The following is a 22,084-nucleotide window of genomic DNA, read 5'->3' on the forward strand; positions in this document are numbered from 1 at the left end:
TGCCGAAAAAAGTCAATGGTGGAAAAACAAGGCACGATACACTCGTGCCTTGTGGTCTTGACAGCCAGCGTCAGGGTTAGCCTGCCCACTGACCAATCATGCGTTCTTCTAAGCTTATGCTGTTACTTTGCTTTCTGCAACCAGCAAATCTACTGTTTTGCGAGTTTGCACATCGCGGTACAGCGCAGCCATGCCATCTTGTGCGGAGAAGATTTTGCGCAGCTCATCTGCTGGGCGGCCGTATACGCCAGCCAGTTTATCCAGTTCTGCGTTTACGTCTTCTTCTGTTGCTTCGATGTTTTCTGCTTTGCCGATTGCTTCCAAAGTCAAGGAAGTGCGAACGCGGGATGTTGCGTCTGCACGCAATTGATCACGCAGTTGGCTCTCATCCATGCCGGAGAACTGGTAGTACAGTTCCAGCGTCATGCCTTGGTATTGCAGACGTTGACCAAATTCATTAACCATTTGATCCAATTCATGCTCAACCATTACTGCTGGCAAATCGATCTCAGCGTTTTCAGCTGCTTTCAGAACGAGTTGCTCACGAACATATTGATCTTTTTCTTGCGCTGTTTTTTCTTCGAGTTTTTTCTTGGTGTCTGCTTTCAGCTCTTCCAGCGTGTCGAACTCGCTCACGTCTTTGGCAAACTCATCATCCAAAACAGGCATGTTTTTGCGCTTCAGGCTGTTCAGCTTTACTTTGAATACCGCTTCTTTACCAGCGAGGTTAGGAGAGTGGTACTCTTCAGGGAAAGTTACGGTAATTTCTTTTTCTTCGCCGATGTTCAAACCAGCCAGTTGCTCTTCGAACCCTGCGATGAAAGTACCGGAACCCAGTTCCAGAGAATAATCTTCTGCTTTACCGCCTTCAAAAGCTACTCCGTCTTGGAAGCCTTCGAAATCGATTACAGCGATATCGCCTGTTTGTGCGGCACCCTCTTCTACTGCTACGAGCTCAGCATGACGCTCTTGCATGCGCTTCAGTTCAGCGTCAACGCTCTCTTCTGTTACAGAGAAGTCTTTTTCTTCGATGGACAGACCTTTGTAGTCGCCCAGCTTCACTTCAGGCTTCACAGTTACAGTCGCTTTGAAGATCAGGTTTTTCCCTTGTTCCATTTGCGTTACGTCTACTTCTGGACGATCTACTGGCTCGATACCAGCTTCACGAACAGCTTGTCCGTATGCAGTTGGAAGCAGAATGTCAAGAGCGTCTTGGTACAAAGATTCTACACCAAAACGGGATTCGAACATTTTGCGTGGTACTTTTCCTTTACGGAATCCTGGAACTTGAACTTTTTGAACCACTTTTTTAAACGCTTGATCCAATGCTGCGTCTACTTGCGTAGCATCTACTTCAATCGTCAGGACTCCCTGGTTATTCTCTACCTTTTCCCAATTTGCTGCCACGTAAACTTCCCCTCCTAAATCGAATAACAGAACATCGCCAGCCGCGCCATGGTATCTTCGCAGGCTCGGATGATAATATTCTAGCCATTATAACCATTCTAGTATAGCACAAATCTTTTAGTTTTCAAGAAGACCTCATTGGTCGACGAACAGAATAGTTCCCTCCCAATTGTGGAACCAGGTTGCCAGCATGATCATAAAACGCCACGGATATGTAAGTTTCTGTCGGACTCGTTCCTGTCTCTTCTAAAAGAGCGTATGTCGGTACGTGAAAACCTCGTGGCATTTGCAGGCTACCTGGATTTAGAAACAAAATGTCTCTTTCTACTCCACAGACAGGTACATGGGAGTGACCGAATACGACTACATTTGCCCCGACCTCTTCTGCACGGTAATGAAGGCGCAGAAGAGAGCCTTTCACTCCAAAAAGATGCCCGTGCGTTTGCAGGATGTGAAGGTCGCGCCATTTGGTCTCTTGCTCAGTCGGCACCTCTTGTGTCGAATCGCAATTGCCTCGGACAAGCGTCATGTTGGAAAACGGCTCGCGCTTATGATCGACACAAAAATCGCCACAATGCAGAATTTTTTCGACATGATGTCGGTTGACGACCTGGCTTACTTCCCGAACCAAGCCGTGGCTATCGCTCATGATGAGTATTCCCATCACGCTTCACTCTCCTGTTTTCTCTCTTGTCTACTTGAGGATTGCAAGCAGTTGCTGCATGGCACGAGCGCGGTGGCTAATCTGGTTCTTTTCTTCTGGCATGAGTTCGGCCATCATTTTGTCCATCGATGGGACGTAGAATACCGGATCGTAACCAAAGCCATTTGTCCCTTTTGGTTCACGCGCAATCACGCCCTCACAAGCGCCTGTGGCAATGATTGGCTCTTCCCCCGGAATCACCAACGCCAACGTACAACGGAAGCGAGCTGTGCGTTCCTCTGTCGATACCTCTTCCAGCTCTTTCAACAATTTACGCCAATTCTGCTCGTCTGTTGCATCTTCCCCAGCGAAGCGTGCGGAGTAAACACCTGGGCGTCCTTCCAGCGCATCTACTTCCAAACCGGAATCGTCACCCAAGGCTGGCATGTTCAAGTATGTAGAGATTTCGATTGCTTTTTTCAGCGCATTTCCTTCGAAAGTGTCCTTGTCTTCTACCACCTCAGGCACACCATCAAATTCAGCGAGGCTAATCCCTTCCCAACCTGCATCTGCGAACAGCCTGTTGAATTCTTTCACTTTTCCTTGGTTCCGTGTTGCGAGAACGACTTTTTTTCGATTAGGCATGACTTTCCTCCGCTACCGATTGTGCAAAAGAGAGCGTAACATCAGCGAGCGCCTCTTTTTGACTGTGGATCAAGTTGTCAATGCCGACTTTTGCAAGGGCAATCATTTCTTGTAGCTGTTCAGGCGAAAACGGTGCATCCTCCCCTGTTCCTTGCAGTTCGACAAACTTTCCTTTTCCCGTCATGACGACATTCATGTCGACAATTGCTGTAGAATCCTCTTTGTAGTTGAGATCGAGCACGGCTTCCTCGCCGACTACCCCTACTGAGGTCGCTGCCAGGAAATCGTTTAACGGAAGCTGTTTCCAGGTGCCACTATCCACCAGCTTTTGCATCGCGTCTACCATTGCCACAAACGCTCCGGTAATCGAAGCTGTCCGTGTACCTCCATCTGCCTGAATGACATCGCAATCCAGCCAAATGGTGCGTTCACCCATTGCTTCAAGGTTTACAACGGAGCGCAGAGCACGTCCGATCAGACGCTGGATCTCCATTGTTCGTCCACCGACTTTTCCTTTTGACGACTCACGCGCGTTGCGGGTCGCTGTTGCTCGGGGAAGCATGGAATACTCGGCTGTGATCCAGCCCTTCCCGCCACCACGCATAAAAGGCGGTACCCGTTCTTCCAAAGTCGCCGTACAAATCACCTTTGTGTCTCCGACTTCAATCAGGCAAGATCCTTCTGCGTGTTTAATGTAATTGCGCGTAATGGTTACTGGGCGCAATTGGTCATGGGCACGGCCATCCACTCTCATTCCAAGTTCCTCCTAAATCGCTTTGTTACACTCCGCTCATTATACCAGAGGCGGGAAACGATCTGCCACTGCACAAACGCCTCTTTCCTATTTACGTGAATTGCAAATATTCTTGTCACTTCCTTCCTCATAAAAAATTCCTTGCCGTCACTCAACTATTTAAAATATTATCTAATTAGATATTCAATTAATTTGATGGTAGGTGAATCTGCTTATGAGCTTCTTGTTTCTTTTGAAAAAACCGAATCTGCGGCGCCTTTTAACCGCCAATTTCTTAAGCGGAATCGGAGATTGGTTTAACAGCGTTGCTGTACTCGCACTGCTGCTCGAAATGACGGGAACAGCTATTGCGGTCGGCATTACCCTCGCACTACGCACGCTGCCTCACTTAATTTTTGGTCCCCTGGGCGGTCTGATGGCAGACCGTTTTGATCGTAAAAAAGTGATGGTCGCCTGTGATCTCGTTCGCGGCTTCGTTGCTCTTTCGTTTTTGTTCGTATCTGAAAAATCAGATGTATGGATGGTCTATGCAGGTACTTTTTCGTTAGTTGCCTTTTCTTCCCTTTACAATCCTGCACGAATGTCCCTGCTCCCCAAAATCGTTGACCCTGAGGAATTGGCGACTGCGAACGCACTTGATCAAAGTATCTATGGAATCGTCATGGCCATCGGTTCGTTGATCGGGGGTATTTTTATTGCACTGTGGGGAAGTGATCTCGCTTTTCTTTTCAATGCCCTCTCCTTTTTCGCCTCGGCTCTGTTTTTGGCTAGGCTGAAGGTACCCGCCTCCCCAAACGACTCCGTTTCTAACGTACAGTTGCAGCAGTCTGCTAAAGTCTCTTCCTACGGAGAGGTGATTCGCGCCATTACATCCACACCGATTGTGTACGCTATCCTTTTGCTGAAAGCGGTGTGGCCAATCGGCGGGGGGATCATCAATGTCTTGATCAGTGTCTATGCCTATCAAGTATTTACTGCCGGTGAATGGGGAATTGGTCTGTTGTACGGAGCGATCGGAATTGGCTTCATCATCGGAGGAATACTTGCTCAGCGCTTTCAACGATACTTTTACGAAGTGGCTGCCAGCAGCTTTGCTGTGGAAGGCTTTGGAATGCTTTTGACCAGCTTTTCACCCACGATTTATGTAACAGTACTGTTCTTTACGCTATCCACCGTGGCGGGAGGAATGGGAAACGCCAGCCTGAATACGTTGATCATGCGGCATGTCAACCCCAGCTACCATGGCAGAGTATTCGCTTTGGATGCGACGATCTCAAACATCCTGATCGGTCTGTCCATGCTCCTTGGCGGCTGGATTTTGACGATGGCAGACCCACGTATAGTCGGCTTTGTGGCAGGTCTTTTGATCACGATCCCTTCGCTTGGGCTCGGGCCCGTTATTTGGAGAACCGTACGGGCTGGTGACAACGAACCATTGGCGAACAAAAACCACGCTCGTTAATACGGGCGTGGCTCGTTCCTTACATCTGTATGGGATTGAGTTGAACCGGACGGCTCACTGGCTTGGTAAACGCGCCACTAGCGAGCGGTTTTCCTTCCACCAGCAGCTGCACTTGCTTGGCTCCTGTCGTCTCTGTCAATGACAAGACGAGCGATTGCAGAGCTTCTGGGCTCGCTTCCTTGCCATCGTCATACTTGAGGATGTCACTGCTCAAGTTGACTGTCACCAAATCTTTTTCCTGCTTCACATTCAGAACACGTGTCGTACGCAGCAAGGAACTAAAGAGCTGGGATCCTTGTTTCGGTCCTTTGATCAACTCTTCGACCGTTGCCTTGGCGATGTCAGTTGTTTCAGGAACCAGACGAGTGACCGGGACATAATACGTACGTGTATCATCCAGCTGACCTTGGAAATAAACCGTTACGCTGGAGGTATCTCCTGGCACTGCCCCATCGCCCAGTTCGAGATTGACTCCTTGATTCCGGTCTAATAGCGTGATGGGTGTTTTGGTTGCTGGCATTTCTGTTAATGGTGTTCCGTTCACCCAAATTTGCACAGTCTTGACGGTGCTAAATTCCGTCAACGCCCGGGTGACTGCATCGACAATTTTCTTCTCGTCCTTCTCTTCGTACGTTTTGAAGTCTTTGGAAAAATCGACAGTGGCTACGCCGTTCTTAATGACAAGTCCTTTTACTTCTGTCCCTTTCGGCAAGACAGCGGAGAAGCCACCCTGGAGCATGCTCTCAACCGGTCCACCTTTTACCATGTAGCTCAATACTTGTTTGGCAGGACCGTCTGATTTCGGAAGAGTCATCGAGACAGGAACGATATATCCGTTAGCATCCTGCAAATACACCATTCTCTCCCCAGTCTCCTGAACGACCGGTTGTGCACCTTCTTTTGCAGCATCCGGGGACGGCGTGCCGTTGGGCAAATCCACAGATACCTCTGACTGTGGTGGTGCATCAATACTAATCGTTTCCTTTTCCGGGCCAAAGAGACCGCAGCCCGACAAAAGCACTGCGCTAACTCCCAGCACGGCCGTCATTTTCCCGATGTGCCTTATCTTCATTTCCCCAGCCTCCTCCACACACTTTGTACTACCATGTATACGAGCTAGGCTTGGGTTTATGCGTTGAAAGTTTGTCTCGCCAGACAAGGTCTTCTATCAGGGCTGGACAGTTTTTTCCAGTGAGTTGTGCTGGACGTTCACTTTGCAATCTAACCATTCTTCTGCAATGGTCCGGAATTTGTTAGCATCCCCACTCGTCACAAACAGATGCTCCGGGCGCTCTAATTGCTTGCGTTCGGCGTCCGTCGCGATTTGTAGGGACAATTCTCGCGCTGTTTCTTCTGCGGAGTTAATCAGGCGTACTCGGTCTCCCATCACTTCCGAAATAATTGGTGCTAGCAACGGATAGTGTGTACAACCCAAAATTAACGTGTCCAAATCTTCGTGCAAGAACGGGGCGAGCGTTTCTTTTACAACTCTTCTTGCTTCCTCCGTATTTGCCATGTGGCTCTCCACAAGTGGCACAAATGCGGGACAAGCCATTCCTGCGACGTACAGATCAGGCTGAATCCGCAAAAGCGCACGTTCATACGCCTTGGTACGAATGGTCGTTTCCGTCCCGATGACACCGATCCTTCCGTTTTTCGTTACTTGAACAGCCGCACGCGCCCCTGGCTCAATCACCCCGATGACGGGTAGCGGCAAATCCCCTATCGCTTCCTCCAGCACGACGGCAGTCGCAGTATTACAGGCGATCACCAATGCCTTTAACGGTGTGCGCATCACATAGTCGATCATTTGAAAGCTGTAGGTACGAATCTCTTCCGGCGATTTGGAGCCATACGGACAACGGGCATTATCGCCTACATAAACAATCCGTTCTTCGGGTAGCTGACGCATGACTTCCTTCGCAACAGTTAATCCTCCCACTCCTGAATCAATAACGGCAATCGCTCGTTCTCTACTCATACTAATGTGTCTCCCCTGTTGAAATGAATATAGTACAGCATACCACTCAAACATTTGTGCTACTACCATATGCGTAGATGAAATTTCTTGTACTCCGCAAATGTCGCACCTTCTCTAGGCGCCTTTCATAATGTGAGGAGTGATGATGTGCCCACGAGGAGGAGAATCTTTTGGTAGAAGAAGCCAAGAATTTGCTGGACTGGAGCCAATGGGGGCGACAATGGATCGAACATTTGCGAAAACATAAGACCCTCAACCGAGAACTCGAACGGCATCTGCACAAATTCGAAGAAACATTTACACGGATCGGAAGGCAAGCATCCAAGCTTGATTCAACAAAAGACAGCGACGAACTCCCTACTCTCATCACTCGCGCAGAACAAGTGCAGGAGCAATTCCATCACTTTTTACGACTGGCACAGTTGAGTGAGGATGACCAACTGGAAGAAGAAGCGAAGGAACCTGTTGCGGAATCAATAAATGCACAGCCAGCGGTGGCAGAAGAAGTACAAGTGCCTGTTGTACCAGAACCCGTTTCCTATCCCGGTGCACGTGAGCCAGTCCGTGCGGCACGCCCCGTGGCTGTCGGTCGGCATACCCTCCCCCCGCTCCCTTATGCGTACAATGCTTTAGAGCCGTACATCGATGAAGCTACTATGCAAATCCATCACAACAAACTGCACCAAAAATATGTAGACGATCTCAATGCAGCAGAGAGGAAGCTATCGGATGCGCGAGAAAGTGGCAACTTCGATCTCATACGCCATTGGGAACGCGAGCTAGCCTTTAATGGGGCCGGTCATTACTTGCATACGATCTTTTGGTCATCCATGAGTCCAAATGGGGGTGGCACTCCCTCTGGTGATCTCGCAGCGGCAATCAATCGGTATTTCGGTTCCTATGACGCCTTTCAAAGACAATTTAGTCAGGCGGCAGAAAAGGTAGAAGGTCCGGGGTGGGCGATCCTCGTTTGGGCCCCGCGCGCACATCATCTGGAGATTCTTACAGCCGAAAAGCACCAGAACCTGTCACAATGGGATGTGATTCCGTTACTGGCTCTGGACGTATGGGAGCATGCCTATTTCCTGGCGTATCAAAACCAGCGAGACAAGTATGTAGAGAACTGGTGGAATATCGTCAACTGGACCTATGTGGAAGAGCGATTCGAAAAAGCACGAAAACTGCGCTGGGAGCCGTATTGACTTGTCTCTCCCCTTCATTGACAAACCCCCTCCTCATCCCAAATTTCAGGAATGAGAGGGGGTTTTTGTTGGCAAAACTTATTCGCTATACGGGACAAATTCGATCTTTTGTACCTTGATCGGATTTTGGATGGGCTTTGCATTCTCATCTGTTTTCTGGGCTGCGATCTTGTCTACGACCTCCATCCCGGCAAATACATGACCAAAAACAGTGTGACGATTGTCGAGGTAAGCTCGTCCGCCAATTTCTTTATACTTCGCTTCTGCATTCAGCGGCAGCGCCGACAAATCGAGGTACTCCTGATCTACCTTCGGGCTTTGTACAATGTAGAAATGCGTGCTATTGGTATTAGGTCCAGCGTTCCCCATGCTGAGTGCTCCTCTGAAATTGAACAGATCCCGGCTAAACTCGTCCTCAAACGACTCGCCGTAAATACTCGGCAGCTCCTTGCCATCGGGCCCTTTCAAATCTCCCGCCTGAATCATGAAGTCGTTGATTACACGGTGAAATATCATATTGTTGTATTGCCCTTTTTTCGCGAGTGTTTTAAAGTTTTCCACCGCTTTTGGAGCTTTGTTCGGGAACAGTCTCAGCTTGATCACACCCGCATCTGTCGTGATCACGCATACTTCTTCGCCTTTGCGCGGCTTCTCTAACTGAATCAGCTTCACATCTGACACATCGATGCCAGAGTCCTGCCAAATGACGCCCCACGCCTTCCAGTTTACCGGGTCTGTCCCGAGTCTTGCCAAGCCGAGATAATCCGTTTTTTCAATGGCCTTGTTATCTGCGGTATACCCGACGTATTTGAATTTTACAATCGCGCGATAATTATTGAAGGCGTCCTCTTTCGTGACGGTGTACAGCTTGTCTACCTTTGCTTCGATCACCTGAATGTTTTTGTATTGCGCCAATCCTTCCATATAGGTTTTCATCGCAAAATTCGTCAAGGAGTCATCTGCTACCAGCTTTGCTACTTCAGCAGGATTGGATCGTTGCTTCACCAAGGACGCGATGAAATCATTCACTTCCTGCTTATCTCCCCCATGTGGGCGGAACTGGTTGACCTGAACTTCATTCCGATAGTCATGAATAGCGTTTGCAGCTGCTTGTTGGACAAAAGTTGGACTTAGTAACGGGATCGCAATACTTGCAACGACTGCCAAAGAAACGAGTTTTTTCATTCTTTCCGCCCCCACTAATTAGAAGATTGTTCCATAAAGACAGTATAGCTCAATCCGTGAATTGATGTCTGAAATATTTTAAAATTCTGCTAAATATAGCGAGAAAATCCCGTTTTTTCCATGAAACATCTCGCATCTTTTTGCACCCTTCCCCCTTTTTAGTTGTCAGATTATTCTGGGAGGATAGAAAAGCTGTGAACAAGATAGGAAAGTTCCTGGCGACTCTATATAATAGGCTCTCAAGAGCGCTCTTTTTTGTTTGTTAGTTTATATCAGGGGGGTTCATGATGAATACCAAAACTGTTGTTTATGAAGCCAGCTATCGTGATCAATTGGTAGATATTTGGTATCGTGCTGTTTGCTGTACGCACCATTTTTTGACAAAAGAAGATATTGCGTTTTATAAAAACATGGTAAAAAATGAAGCACTATCTGCTGTTGAGGTATGGATGGAAATAAACGAAAAGAAAGAGCCTGTAGGCTTCATTGGGCTTGATGGAACGAAAATTGAAATGCTGTTCGTTGATCCAGAATATCACGGGAAAGGGATTGGGAGCAGATTACTCGAACATGCAGAGCGTAAGTATGGCCCGCATTTGAAAGTAGATGTCAACGAGCAAAACGAGGGGGCCCACGCTTTCTACAAACGGTATGGATTTGTGCAAACAGGACGATCTGAACTGGATGGTTCCGGAAGGCCGTTTCCTTTGCTTCATTTAGTTTTACAACGTTAATTTTCGGTTTAGCAAAAAACAAGACTGCCTCGTGTAGTAGAATTCTCTACTAGCGAGACAGTCTTGCTCTACTTATGTGTCTGAAAAACTACCAAGGGCATTCACACAATGGGCCATTTTTTATGCATCCTTTTTGGCATCCTGCAAATCCACTTGCTCCGAGCTTTTGGAGTAATTTCTTGAACATTCTGATCGCTCCTTTGGTATAAATTGTATTTACAGGTATATAATACAATGATTATATGAAAATTGAAAGCGTTTTCTGAAATTTCAGGAATTCATATGTTTGTCGCTTCTTCTACTGTACTCTTCTGCTGCTTCCATTTTATTAATGAACGTCCCGACCACCTTTAATACTTGAAACAAGACGACCAAAATTGCGATGACCGTCACCCATAATACCCCGAACCCAATCATCCAGCCTGTAGACATGTTCATCCCTGCCTTTTTCGCAAAATATGTTTGAACGTACTGATTTCTCCGCTAATCGCCATGAGCAGTGAGATGCATACACTCGAAAAGAAGATAGCCATAACTCCGTTGGTGATTTCGAAACTACCGGACATTAAATAATGGTCAACACTCGCCCAGCCCCCGCTCCATTGCCCCACACAGACTGCCAAACTGATGAATACGAGGTTACGCAATACAAGCTTCCACGATAAAAAATGGTTTCCCGCCATTCCGCCGCATCCGCATGAAATCTTCTTTCTCCCTTTTGCTAGATTGATACTGATCGCAAGTGTGTACGCCCCTAGCAACAAAATCGCCAAGAACAGTCCCAGCGTTGTAAAAAGACCGATTAGCAAGGATACCGCTACAGTGACTTGCAACCCCAGATCCAGATACGTAAAGCTTTTTGACCACGAGTAGGGTATGATCTGATAGGCTCGCACAATGGACAAATGCGTGCCCATATCCCTTATTTTTGAAATAAACGTACTGAGAAATAAAAACGCGAGAATCAGCCGAAACAGCAGCCCAAGCTCCTCCATAACACCCCTCCTTTGTTACGCAAACCATTTCGCCTGCATGCGGTACATGCGCGAATATTCTCCGTTTGCATCCATGAGCTCATCATGATGCCCGACTTCGATCAGCTGGCCTTGCTTCATGACAAAAATCCGATCCGCCATTCGTGCCGCAGCCATCCGATGGGAAATAAAAATCGCCGTCTTATTCTGGGTGAGGGCATCAAACTGCTGAAATACTTCCAGCTCTGCCTGCGGATCAAGTGCCGCCGTAGGCTCGTCCAGAATAAAAATCTCACCTCTTCTGTATAAAGCCCGCGCCAACGCGATCTTCTGCCACTGTCCACCTGACAAGTCTTCGCCATCCTGTAGCGTCCGCCCCAAAATCGTATCGTAACCACTGGGGAGCCGACGAATAAAGGTATCTGCACCGGTTTCAACCGCTACCTGCCTCATCTGGGCGGGATTGACTTCCTGCGTCACTCTCCCAATGGTGATGTTCTCTCCAGCAGTGAAGTTGTACCGTATGAAGTCTTGGAAAATGACCGTGATATTTCGTTGCAGGTCGGAAATATCGAGCTCACGAATCGACTGATTGTCGAACAGAATATTTCCCGAATGGATCGGATAAAGCCCCATCAGACATTTGACGAGCGTCGTTTTTCCAGAGCCATTATCGCCGACAATCGCAATACGCTCCCCCCGCTTGATCGTAAAGGAAACTTCATCGATCACATTGCGCTCCATTTTGGGATAGCAAAACGAAACCCGATCAAACGTAATACCAGATTGCAGCTTGGCGGGAAACTCAGCTTTGCCAGTGAGCTGCGGAATCGTTTTATCCTCGTATTCCAGAAAGTCAAACAGATCAGCGATGTACAAGCATCTGTTGACGATATGTGCGAGGTTAAAGGTCATTTGCGAAAGTAGCTGCTGCGTATTCTGTACCGCTTGTGCAATCGCTACAAAATCCCCTACCATCAGGGCACTTGCACGAAGCAAAGATACGACCAATCCCAAGCAGCCAATATACATCGAGGAGGTAAAGATCCCGGAGAGAATCAGTGCTTTTTCTCTGCGGTGGAGCAGACGAAGTACCTCTTTCATATTTTTCAAATACAGGCGAGACCATCTGCCTAGCAAAAAGTCCTTGAGCTGAAACAGTCGGACCTCTTTGGAGCTGTCGCGCTCATTCAGGATCGAGCTAATGTAGGAGGCTTCGCGAATCTCTGGCGTCTGTAGCCTTGCAAGATAGTATTCCGACATACCAAATTTGATTTGGACAATTAACAGCGGGATCACGGCCAGCAAGCTCATCACAGCTAATCCCCAGTGAATGCTAAACAAAAATACCGCAAATGAAATCAGAGTAATCAGATTTTTCCCGAGATCCAATACCCTTTCCAGAGGGTCCAGGAAGCGTTCCCCCATTGCTTCTGCCCGAATGCGGTGATGATGATTGTAAAATTCCGGATCATCGAAATAGGAGAGCGGAACAGATGCTGCTTTCTTTGCTACCATATGCTCCAAATGATATTCCAGTCGTTGCTCCGTATGGGCATTGAGAACACGCAAGACCGTTTCCAACGCATTCGTCACCAACGTCACGGAAAACAATCCAGCAAGCAGCCAAAGCAATGGCTGGTAATCATCCGTGTGGTCCAGCGCAATGGCTGTAACCTCGTTCACCATTTCTTTCATAATCCAGATCGTAGCTAACGGGGAAAATGCCAGGATGATTCTGAGAGCAATAGAACAAATGAGCCATAGCTTGCCATGTGTCCAAATTAATCGAACGGTTTTTGCAAAATAGGAGCGAATCATGCTGGTTCACCTGCTAGCGCCAGGAGCTTCTTTTTGGATTCCACGGCGGTTATCGGCTTGGCACGAATGACGTCCTGCTCATCGATCACAAAAACACTGGGGAAATGGTTGATCTGGTATGCTTCCAGCATGGGTTCGTTGCCGATCAATACTGGTATGCCGGATATGTTGTTTTCTTGTAGCCATTGGGAAGTGGAAATGTATTCGGATTCTGTCGAGATGATTACGGATGCATCTGTGAGTACCCTTCCCTCGGATAATAGTTCGTGCACATGATTGGCACAGTGCCCGCAGCCTGTATGGGTAAAGTTTACGATGAGTGGACGGGGCAGGTGATTTAGTTGTTGCTCTAGACCGTTTAGTGTGCGGAAAGGTAGCGATTGTAGTTTGGTGCCGATTGCTGGTCCGGTTTCTGGGATGAATGGGTGGAAGTGATGGACCTGATCTTGTGTTTGTTTTAGTAGGGTAAGAAGTTTTGCCAGTATGAAGGCAAAGATAAGTAGAAAGATCAGGTTTATGGCTATGAGCAAATCTATCGATCTCCTTTCGTGCGACTCGAGATTATACGCGAGGCGTGACGTATTTTTACAGAGAAAATACCATAATATTCAAATTTTGTCATTGTTTTATGGTTCAAATATGTTTATTGGTAGAAAAAAATTGGTGGTTGCAACTGGCTCTTGAAGGAGGGGGACTTGGGGTTAACCGCTTGCTTCGATTGCAAAGGGTGAGGTACATATATAAAAAACCACATGGAGTTATAAACTCACATGCGGTTGAAAAATTATATCTTCTTAATCTCAGTCCCTAAAAGAGCGATAAGTGATCATCCTCTACGTCACCGGATAAGTTAAAGATCATCTTATACATTCCGGCATATTGATCTTTGTAATGCATTCAAACGGCAACGATTACATGATTATAACCATCATCTGGCCAATTGGTGATTCGGAGGGAGACAGTATCAACGGACAGCTCAACATGGTTAGCATTGTAATCAGGAAAATCTTTATGAAATTCCACGATATTCTTTTTGGTAGTTATTAAAATAGTTCCAAAATCCAGTAATACTCCGCTCCTCCAAATGATGTGTCAGTACGAAATCTTTTTTCATCTGGATATTCAAATACTCAAGACATAGATTCTTAAATTCCTAGAAAGTCGCTCTTTCCCTGCTTCTCCTCACTACGAATCATTCCTTTTTGGGGAGCGCTAGAAGAATTTATTTTGTCTATAGCGATAACGATTTGTTTTTTTCGATCGGGTTTAATATTGTACGGAGTTGATATTTTATTCTCTATCAACCAAATTGCCCCCAATTTTTACCATTTAAATACTTATCCACGATTGCTCGGTAGATGAGGCGCTTTGTCACCTATTCTTATCATAATAATAAGGGAATGGCGGCTTGCCTTTTATCCATAAGGAATGCAAAAAATCGCAATGAATTAATCCTCTTGTCCAATTGCTTCAAAAAGATAACTTGATTTTATAATTTTTTCTAACCTTTCATCCCAATCACTTCCTAAATGGGAATTTAATAAAACTATGATGTTTTCGAAATTCATAATAGTTATCCTTTCATCAATATTGCTTAAAGAACCATTGGCATAACCCGTACAGAAAATTACTCCCCTATTAATCTTGTCGTTAGTAACTGTATATGCAAAAGACTTAACATGGGTAGTATTGAGTTCTGATGTATTGTATAGCTTACATTCAATGTAAACTCTTTCTTCTCCGTCAGGTCTAACAATTGAAGCGATAATATCTTTCCCTCCATCACGTGTAGCTGGAGTTAAATGTGTTTTGTATCCCATTGATGAATATAATCTCTCAATTAACCTTTCAAATTCAACAGGCTTTAGCTTTAATAATTTTTGTTTGGATTTATCGACATATATAAACTTTTCATAAATAATTTTTACGCATTGATCAATTCCAATAATTCTATCATCTGGTAAACCCATTTTTGAGTATGAATATCCTTCTAATGCGATTACCGCTTGGTACGGAGAGTATGGCAATAATTCTAACACCCAAGTTAAACCGTCCCAAGCATTATAACCTTCTTCAATTCTTTTATATTTTTCATTAGAATCCATACCATCTCTAAGTTTCATTAACTCACTATCTAGTTTTTTTTCTAGTAATAATCTCTCGTACATTTGATATTCGGTAATGTCTAGCATTCTGTTGATAGGAAAAAGCAGATGTCGTAATAAGGTTTTGACCTCTTTAATGCTTTTGCTTTTGACTTTTGCAAGATATTCTTGCAACCATTCGTCATAAGGAATCCTAATCTGAGGGTAAACATCTTCTCCATTAACAATAAGTTGAAACCATTCGTCAAAGGATTGATAGTTGTCTGAATATAAATGTTGGTTTAGTTCCATAAAAACCATCCTTATAGTAATGTTATGTATTATTTTAATTCAAATAAACACATTTAAGCTAAAAATAAGATGTTTTTACAAATAAGTGCAATCATTAAAGAGGACTGTAATTTTTAATAGTCTTCTTCTTTAGAAATGCGTCGAAAGCTACGTCACACCGCACGAACAATATCTGATCGGCGTATTCTCGAATTTGTTCGAGCCAATGACGGAAGTAAACAAGCGACTTCGGATAGATTTCAATCCTCAGCGTATTCTTACGGGTTTTCGGAGCAAAAACCAACTTGTAGGAGATATGCAGGAAGTGTTCTCCTGTATTGATTTTGATGCGGTATTGAAATCCTCGTTCCCCCACCGTCATCCTGACCCCGTAATAGTGACAGATCCGTTTATGGAACTCGTTGAAGAAGTCCTAGTATACGTCTGTAAAGTCGATGACAATACGCTCAATAGATACAGTGACCCCTTTCATGTGCCGCCCCCTCCCGAATTTTTTCATGAATTTCGGGCTTAATTAGAGGGCAGGTGGCTAGCCTTTAACACATGACCTTCCCGTTGATGATAATCATCAGATATGTCCTGACAATATAGTGGTCGGAATATCCTACAATTAAGTTGCGATGCTCTCGACACTATAATCATCGGGGTATCTATTCGTAAAGTTGCGATTATTTTCAATAACCTGTGAGAAGACGAAGATAACAAAAAAACAGGTCAATCATGGTGGTATCTGACCATAATCGACCTATTAAACGTAACGGAATAGCGTTATTTAGGGTATAAAATTCAAGCATTGATGTGCGTACAACCGAAATGGAGAAATCTTTATACGGGTATTGCATGGGTTATATGTGTTACTAGGTGAATGATGGGTTCATTCGTCACCCACCCCCTCAAAAAAAGAAACCCTGAAAGGCATTAAGCCAATCAAGGTTTAGACTAGTATCTCTCGGCAAAATTGCTGTAGTTCTCCTTAATTTCTATTCAACCAGATAAACCATAAAAGATTTAGCCTTACCTTCAACAACAACTTCTTTTACTTCCTCCTGCCAAAATGGCAAGATCACGTCAGTGAAATCGGTAATAATTTCTTTTTTAAGTCTCGGATCATCCTTAAGAAAATCAGAATAGCCATAAATAATTAGCACATATCCATCCTTGTCCAACCAATCTAAATCCCTTATCCAGTCAAGGTATCTATCCATGCTGTCTAAGCAGGACGTTGGGAACTTGAATTTCATTTGTATCTCGGAAATATAATCTTTCCAAGATTGAATATTTGCTCCACTCATTTCAACGATATGAAAGCCTTCGGTAGTCGCCAGTTCCACTTTAAGAGATTCTATCTTTTCTCTATTTGTTTCTAAGACTTTATTATTTGTAATCTCATCCATTTCTTCACATCCCTTATTTCACTTTAGTAAAGGTTACATAATGATCGTCTGTATAATATACTGAACCATCACTGCCTTGTACAAACCTTTGGGCATCTCTTCCTTGATTTGGAAGTTTGTTGTTAACATCGAACTCTTTATAGGTAACAGCATTTCCTCCACTATCCGTCCCAGGCAGCTTTCCATCTTTATTCAAATATTTACTTCCTGCTGCTGTTCCCTGTGTTTGACCGGCGACATTGCCTTTCCATCCATTAGCGTCGTATTTTCCAAACATGTCTTGTGCATTCTGAGGTAAAGAATCAAGCTTGCCGCTCTTTACAACTTGTCCCGTCCCCTTAGACGTATTTTTCAACGTCCCCGCCGCCAATGCACCGGTGGCAGAAGCTGCCAATCCCAAGTCGGGAGCATCTCCATGATTCACCCAAACCGCAGTATTAAATGTTACGACAGCTGTCGAAAGAACTTCCTCCTGTAAATGCGTTGGTACATACAGTCTTACTGCATCTTCTGGATCTATCCCTCTTGCATAAGCCTCCCTTGCAGCAACATTTGCCCAATGCACGTACTCTGCTACTTGTGATGAATAGCCCTCGAATCCTCCAACTCCTCTTTCAACTTGGTGCCCACTAGGATCAACATATTTCTGCGGATTATTATGCACATACGTATACCTGTTCAACGTCAACGGATTATCCACTTGCCCTTTATACGTATCCTCCGAGATAAACCGCCCTATCTTCGGATCATAATACCGGGCACGCAGGTAGTAAAACCCGCTCTCTTTGTCATACATCTCCCCCGCATACATAAACGGGTTGGAAATCGTTTCTTTGACCTTATCCGCAATCAAATTGCCCCAAATGTCATACTCATAAGTATTCAGGACATTCCCACTCGGGTCTTTGATCTTAACTACATCACCGTGGCTGTTGTAGTAGTAATTGCCTTCAAGATTCGACGCATAGTCTTTTCGCCAAATCAACTGGTTACCAAACACATTCCTTGCCTTTACTCTACCATCCTGCGTGAGCTCTTCAATGACTTGCCCATTCAGGTAAACGTAGTGGGTCGTATCCGTCACGCTGCCAGTCTGTTGCTTCGTCGCCCGCAGTCCACCTGGATAATACGTGTACGTCGTTGTCCCCTTCTCGTCCTTGTACTCCTGCAAACGATTAAACAAATCGTGCTTCATTTCATAGGAGCGCAGGATATCTACCGGAGCGTTTGCATACACTTGGCGGTTGCCGCGCTTGTCATAAGCGTATTGCTTGACGTTTCCTTCGACCGATTCTTCCTTGATCCGGGAAAGCTTGTCATACACAAACAATCCATAATTCGTACCGGAGCGCTTTTGACTGGTGATATTCCCAAACAGATCGTAGCCATTTGTCTCATTCCAGCCGTCTGCGTGATTCAAGGCTGTTTTTTCACCAAATGAGCTAACCGACTGCTGCATCGCTTTCGGTTGTCCCGGATACGATACTGCATTGGTTTCTCCTGAGTTACTGATATCGTACGTGTACGTGGTTGTTCCGACTCCCGGTATCACCACCGAATTTAAGCGGTTTGCGTTGTCATAAGTGTATCCGACACTTAGAGATGGAGCTGAACCAGATACCGCCCCCCTTGCCGGGTATACGAGTGTATCTATCGTATCGTCGTTATCAGAATAGAGAAGCTGGTAGTCCTTGCCCATCATCGTTTGGCGATTCTTCCGATGGAATCCATCGTAGCCATAGCTGATAGCGTTTCCTGTGTGATTATTTTCGCTCAAAAGCAGACCAGACTGTGGATCGTACACCCGGTCTTCATAGAAAGAAGCTCCGGAAGAAACTTTCTTCAACTCATTGAAAGGCGTGTAGTCGTAGTTGAATGTGACGCCGTTTTTGTCCTTGTAGCTCTTTACAAGACCGCTTTTTTCGTAGGTGTACGTCTCCGCTTTTGTCTCCGGATTCTTCTCCGAGAGCTTCCACGACAAACTATTGTAGGTATACTCTGCCGTAGTCGTGCCATTCTCCAATACACTGGTGAGATTGCCTAGCCCATCGTACCCGTATACATTTACGTTATTTTCCGGGTCCTGCAAATAAACCAGATTGTCGTTGTGATCGAAGCGCATACTCCAGGCTTGAGAAGTCTTGCCGTCAGAGATTTCTTTATTGGTTACTTTCCCGAATCGATCCGTTTGGTAGTTCGTCACGCGATGGTGACTGCCACTTTGGGTCGTCTCCTCTGTGCTCTCCACTTTTCCATACAAATCGCGGTAGGTGGTCGCGATAAAGCCATTTGGAGAGAGCGTTTGTTCCGTCAAACGAGGTAAGTATCTTGTTCCATCCGAGTAGGCATTATTTCGATGGTGCTTGGTGGTTCCTAGTGCATTCGTCGTTTGATACAAAAAGCCATCCCAGTCATACAGGTATGAGGTGCTTTGCTCCTGCTTCCCAAAAGGAACCGTGCGGCTAACCTCTAACCCATCCGACGTGAACTCGTTTTCTACCAATGGACGTTTCGCACCTGTCGTGCCCACCTGCTCTTGATAGGCGGTATCTCCATATGGCGTGTAATAAGTAATGAGCTTCGATGAATCTGGTGCAATTTTCTCCACGATGCCTGGTCCCTCTGTACTCGATCCAGAAGCTTGGCCGTCCCGATAGACATACGTAATGGTTCGTTTTGCGCCTTGATTTTGAAAAGTCTCTGATAGAGGTCTTCCTAATTCATCGTATTCATACGTAGCCTTGCTTCCGTTCGGATAGGTCTGGCTTTTGATTTGGCCTTTGTCATCGATGTCGTAGGAAAAATTCAATACATCCGATTTACCGCTTTCCAACTCAACACCTGCCAGTGCGATTTGTGTTGGCTGAATGCCATATTGATCATAGGCAGTAAAGGTCTGGGTCCTTGTCTTTCCTGCGCCAAAGTTTTCCGTAATCGAATAGAGCTGTTTGTTTGTGTACTCGTATGTCCGTTCAACCGATTGACTTTTGGGCGTATTGATTAAATTGACAGGGAACGAGTTGATCTCTGTTTCCTTCCGGAGCAAATATTGATCGTTGTACTCATAGGTGGTATTCGAATAATACGGATCACCAGAAGCTGTCGTTGATTGTGTTCTGGCTGCCTTCAATACAGAGAAGGTAAGGAAGCCCCGTGGATTCAGCGCCACTTCATCATATGTCCATGTGCTCATAATCCCGTTTGGCGCAATCTGCTTGATCAGTTGTCCATAATGGTTGTATTCCAGGTACGTCTCTTGTGCGTAATTGTTGATCTTGGCTGCATACCGTGAGCGATTGGAAAGGTTCGGGTCTTTCAAGTAGGAATTGTAAACATCCAGATCGCTAACTGCCGATGTCGGTTCCAGGAAAACGTATTGATACGTCGGCTTTGTGTTCCGGCCTGAATAGGCATAGGTTGTGTACGTAGTTGGATTGTACTCGACTCGATACTTCGCGCCAGATACATTTGTTCCGCCTTTGCTCACGCCTGTTGTCTTTTCGCTTCGCAGCAACGTATTTCCGTCCTGATTGACCTTGTAAATGGAATTCTTCGTGTAACGAGAAGCCTCAGATTCGGTGACCTGGATGGTATCCCCATGGCGTTCCGCAAAATTCTTCAATCGAGGCAGTTGTTCCTTTGGTACCTTCCATATTTCGCGGAGGTTGTCGTTATTGGCATAGTTCTTTTCGAGCTTATAGGTATTTGTACCACTCGGTGTTTTCTGCGTGTAGCTGTACGATACTTTATTGACTGGATGATAAGCTACATAGCTTAGTGCATGCTTGTCTTGAAAAATCCGTACGAGTCCGTCATTGAAGGTAGTCTGACCTAGTTGATAGGGACGATAGTCGTAGTTGATTTTTAATCCTTGCAACGGATAGGAAACCTCTTGCATGAGCAAGTAATCGATTTCCTTACGCTTCTTTGTATCCGACTCCCAATACTTAGATGAATCTTGAAGGCTTTGATCGGCTGGGAGCTTATCCAGCGTATATTTTTTGTTTAAATTGAAATAGGCTATGCCCTTTGTTTTGGGATCATGATAGGCATAATGCGCCACTGTATATGCGCTGCTTCCGCTTCCTGCTGTCGGCAAGACTTCTACTCGAACAAGCTGATGATAAGCGCTCAATGCGAACTTTCGTTCAAAATGGTAGCGAATGTGCTTGAGCACCGTGGTCTCGGTCTTGTCTTTGTAGACGATCAAGTCTTGCGTGGTGTCGTTTTGCTTTCGGTTCAATACCACATAGCGACCGACACTATCTTCGATGCTGCCCTTCTCTCCGTCGCTACTCAGATTGTACTTGATCGTATCCCCGTAAATATTGGATTTGACGACCATTCCTCGAGTCATATCAAATTCATACTTCAGATTACGGTAATGCAGCGTGTACTTCCGATTCACTTCGTCAATCGTGAAGCGGATGTCTTGATACGGATAATTCACAAACTTGTTGAACCGGTATTCTAAAGATGTACCGTCTTCTAAGGTAATGTAATACCGATTACTCGATGGATCCTTATCTACCTTGGTAGAGTAAATTTGTAGACTTGGATCATAGGCATCGTCCCTTACCGTTACGGCCTGCTCCCGACTGACGATATCCAATCTCGGCATATTAAAATCCCAGCCGGTTGCAAATTTGTCAGTGTCATGTAGGGCTTCATTCTTGTCTAGATCATCATCCCAGGTTGGCACACTGATTTTACTGCTCATGGAGTGGTATCTACGCTTTATATCCAGATCCAGTCCATTCTTTCCTGGCAAGTAGAGATCTTGCTCGACGAGGTTTGCAGCGCGATATAGATTGTCGACGGATTGCTCTGTTTTTGAACGAGCAAAGCGAAACTCCTGATCCTGTTCGGTGTATTTTACCGGAGGAAGCGAAGTGGATTGGACCTCCATCTGTTCTTCCAGTTGCTTGATTTCATTGATTTTAGATAAAACGAGAGGGGTTAACCGCTGCAACAGGTCTTTGCTTTCCTGACTCAAATTCTCGAATTGGGTGATAATCTGCTCAGAGGAAAGGCGTTTGACTTCTTCTTGTTCTTCTGGTGTTAGTAATTGCAGCAGTTCGGAATAGAAATAGGCTGCGAATTTTAACAATGCTCTGTCAAAACTGCGATGAATGTCAATAACAGTGTCTGTCTTTAGCTGCGTCCATGTAAGCGAAGAAATATCCGTTTCCGTGTACTCGGTCGGATTTTTTGCTTCTCCTTTGCCATTGGTGATTGACTCGCCCATGGCTTGTTGAATCTCTTCGATTGTCGTGTCAGGAGTTGCTGCTTTCTCACCTGACGTAACTGGAGAGATGGAGTCGGGTGTGGATTCATTTGCGAACGTCGTTCCAAGCGGCAGCATCGTCGTGCATAATGCAAGGCAAAGCACAACGATCATGAGTGATTTTATGGAAAAATGTTTCATAATGCCTCCGTTAGAGATATTCGTCCCCCCACGATGCGAAGGGGGGGACTGCATGAAC

Annotated in this window: 17 protein-coding genes; 3 read left to right on the forward strand and 14 right to left on the reverse strand. The window is 45.5% G+C overall.

Annotated features, from left to right (window positions below):
- Positions 1–114: 114 nt before the first annotated feature.
- The 4 genes from tig to rph all read right to left on the reverse strand — a co-directional run bounded on the left by tig (position 115) and on the right by rph (position 3,449).
- Positions 115–1,407, reverse strand: a complete 1,293-nt coding sequence (tig, locus tag HP570_RS06975) for a trigger factor (RefSeq protein ID WP_012685513.1) — start codon at positions 1,405–1,407, stop codon at positions 115–117.
- Between the two features lie 124 nt (positions 1,408–1,531).
- A complete protein-coding gene (locus tag HP570_RS06980) occupies positions 1,532–2,071 on the reverse strand; it encodes a metallophosphoesterase family protein (RefSeq protein WP_173604985.1) in 540 nt (179 codons plus the stop codon).
- 30 nt (positions 2,072–2,101) lie between these two features.
- Positions 2,102–2,695 carry an XTP/dITP diphosphatase gene (locus HP570_RS06985; protein WP_173604964.1) on the reverse strand — a complete coding sequence of 198 codons (594 nt, stop codon included), beginning with the start codon at positions 2,693–2,695 and terminating at the stop codon, positions 2,102–2,104.
- Positions 2,688–3,449: a ribonuclease PH gene (rph, locus tag HP570_RS06990; protein ID WP_064200724.1), complete on the reverse strand. Its 762-nt coding sequence runs from the start codon at positions 3,447–3,449 to the stop codon at positions 2,688–2,690. The genes HP570_RS06985 and rph overlap by 8 nt, the downstream gene beginning before the upstream one ends.
- A 214-nt stretch (positions 3,450–3,663) precedes the next feature.
- On the opposite strand from rph, the gene HP570_RS06995 reads away from it, so the two are divergent.
- The gene (locus HP570_RS06995) at positions 3,664–4,911 is read left to right on the forward strand and encodes an MFS transporter (protein ID WP_173625270.1); all 1,248 of its coding nucleotides are present in this window, start codon (positions 3,664–3,666) and stop codon (positions 4,909–4,911) included.
- A gap of 19 nt (positions 4,912–4,930) precedes the next feature.
- On the opposite strand, the gene HP570_RS07000 is transcribed toward HP570_RS06995, so the two are convergent.
- Both HP570_RS07000 and racE read right to left on the reverse strand, forming a co-directional pair.
- Positions 4,931–5,983 carry a GerMN domain-containing protein gene (locus HP570_RS07000; protein ID WP_173625271.1) on the reverse strand — a complete coding sequence of 351 codons (1,053 nt, stop codon included), beginning with the start codon at positions 5,981–5,983 and terminating at the stop codon, positions 4,931–4,933.
- A 96-nt stretch (positions 5,984–6,079) separates the two neighbouring features.
- The gene (racE, locus tag HP570_RS07005; RefSeq protein ID WP_173625272.1) at positions 6,080–6,892 is read right to left on the reverse strand and encodes a glutamate racemase; all 813 of its coding nucleotides are present in this window, start codon (positions 6,890–6,892) and stop codon (positions 6,080–6,082) included.
- A 170-nt stretch (positions 6,893–7,062) separates the two neighbouring features.
- Here racE and HP570_RS07010 point away from each other — a divergent pair, with 170 nt between their 5' ends.
- Positions 7,063–8,094, forward strand: a complete 1,032-nt coding sequence (locus HP570_RS07010) for a superoxide dismutase (protein WP_173625273.1) — start codon at positions 7,063–7,065, stop codon at positions 8,092–8,094.
- Positions 8,095–8,172: 78 nt separating this feature from the next.
- On the opposite strand, the gene HP570_RS07015 is transcribed toward HP570_RS07010, so the two are convergent.
- The gene (locus HP570_RS07015; protein WP_041749336.1) at positions 8,173–9,279 is read right to left on the reverse strand and encodes a peptidylprolyl isomerase; all 1,107 of its coding nucleotides are present in this window, start codon (positions 9,277–9,279) and stop codon (positions 8,173–8,175) included.
- 287 nt (positions 9,280–9,566) lie between these two features.
- Between HP570_RS07015 and HP570_RS07020 the strand changes: the two genes are divergently transcribed.
- Positions 9,567–10,013, forward strand: a complete 447-nt coding sequence (locus tag HP570_RS07020; protein WP_173625698.1) for an acetyltransferase — start codon at positions 9,567–9,569, stop codon at positions 10,011–10,013.
- A gap of 270 nt (positions 10,014–10,283) precedes the next feature.
- Here HP570_RS07020 and HP570_RS07025 read toward each other — a convergent pair whose 3' ends face one another.
- From HP570_RS07025 to HP570_RS07055, 7 genes are all read right to left on the reverse strand, one after another.
- Positions 10,284–10,445 carry a hypothetical protein gene (locus HP570_RS07025; RefSeq protein ID WP_173604971.1) on the reverse strand — a complete coding sequence of 54 codons (162 nt, stop codon included), beginning with the start codon at positions 10,443–10,445 and terminating at the stop codon, positions 10,284–10,286.
- Positions 10,446–10,447: 2 nt separating this feature from the next.
- Positions 10,448–11,008, reverse strand: coding sequence for a MauE/DoxX family redox-associated membrane protein (locus tag HP570_RS07030; protein WP_173625274.1), 561 nt, complete (start codon positions 11,006–11,008; stop codon positions 10,448–10,450).
- Positions 11,009–11,023: 15 nt separating this feature from the next.
- Complete coding sequence (locus HP570_RS07035; RefSeq protein ID WP_173625275.1) at positions 11,024–12,808, reverse strand: ABC transporter ATP-binding protein; 1,785 nt, start codon at positions 12,806–12,808, stop codon at positions 11,024–11,026.
- Positions 12,805–13,338 carry a TlpA family protein disulfide reductase gene (locus HP570_RS07040; protein ID WP_173625276.1) on the reverse strand — a complete coding sequence of 178 codons (534 nt, stop codon included), beginning with the start codon at positions 13,336–13,338 and terminating at the stop codon, positions 12,805–12,807. The genes HP570_RS07035 and HP570_RS07040 overlap by 4 nt, the downstream gene beginning before the upstream one ends.
- A 918-nt stretch (positions 13,339–14,256) precedes the next feature.
- A complete protein-coding gene (locus HP570_RS07045; RefSeq protein WP_173625277.1) occupies positions 14,257–15,204 on the reverse strand; it encodes a restriction endonuclease in 948 nt (315 codons plus the stop codon).
- 980 nt (positions 15,205–16,184) lie between these two features.
- On the reverse strand, positions 16,185–16,598 hold the full coding sequence (locus tag HP570_RS07050) for a barstar family protein (RefSeq protein ID WP_173625278.1): 414 nt from the start codon (positions 16,596–16,598) through the stop codon (positions 16,185–16,187).
- 13 nt (positions 16,599–16,611) lie between these two features.
- Entirely contained in the window at positions 16,612–22,026 is a 5,415-nt protein-coding gene (locus HP570_RS07055) for an RHS repeat-associated core domain-containing protein (RefSeq protein ID WP_173625279.1), read from the reverse strand.
- Positions 22,027–22,084: the final 58 nt, after the last annotated feature.

The sequence above is a fragment of the Brevibacillus sp. RS1.1 genome, from assembly GCF_013284365.1.
Classification (GTDB): domain Bacteria; phylum Bacillota; class Bacilli; order Brevibacillales; family Brevibacillaceae; genus Brevibacillus; species Brevibacillus brevis_D.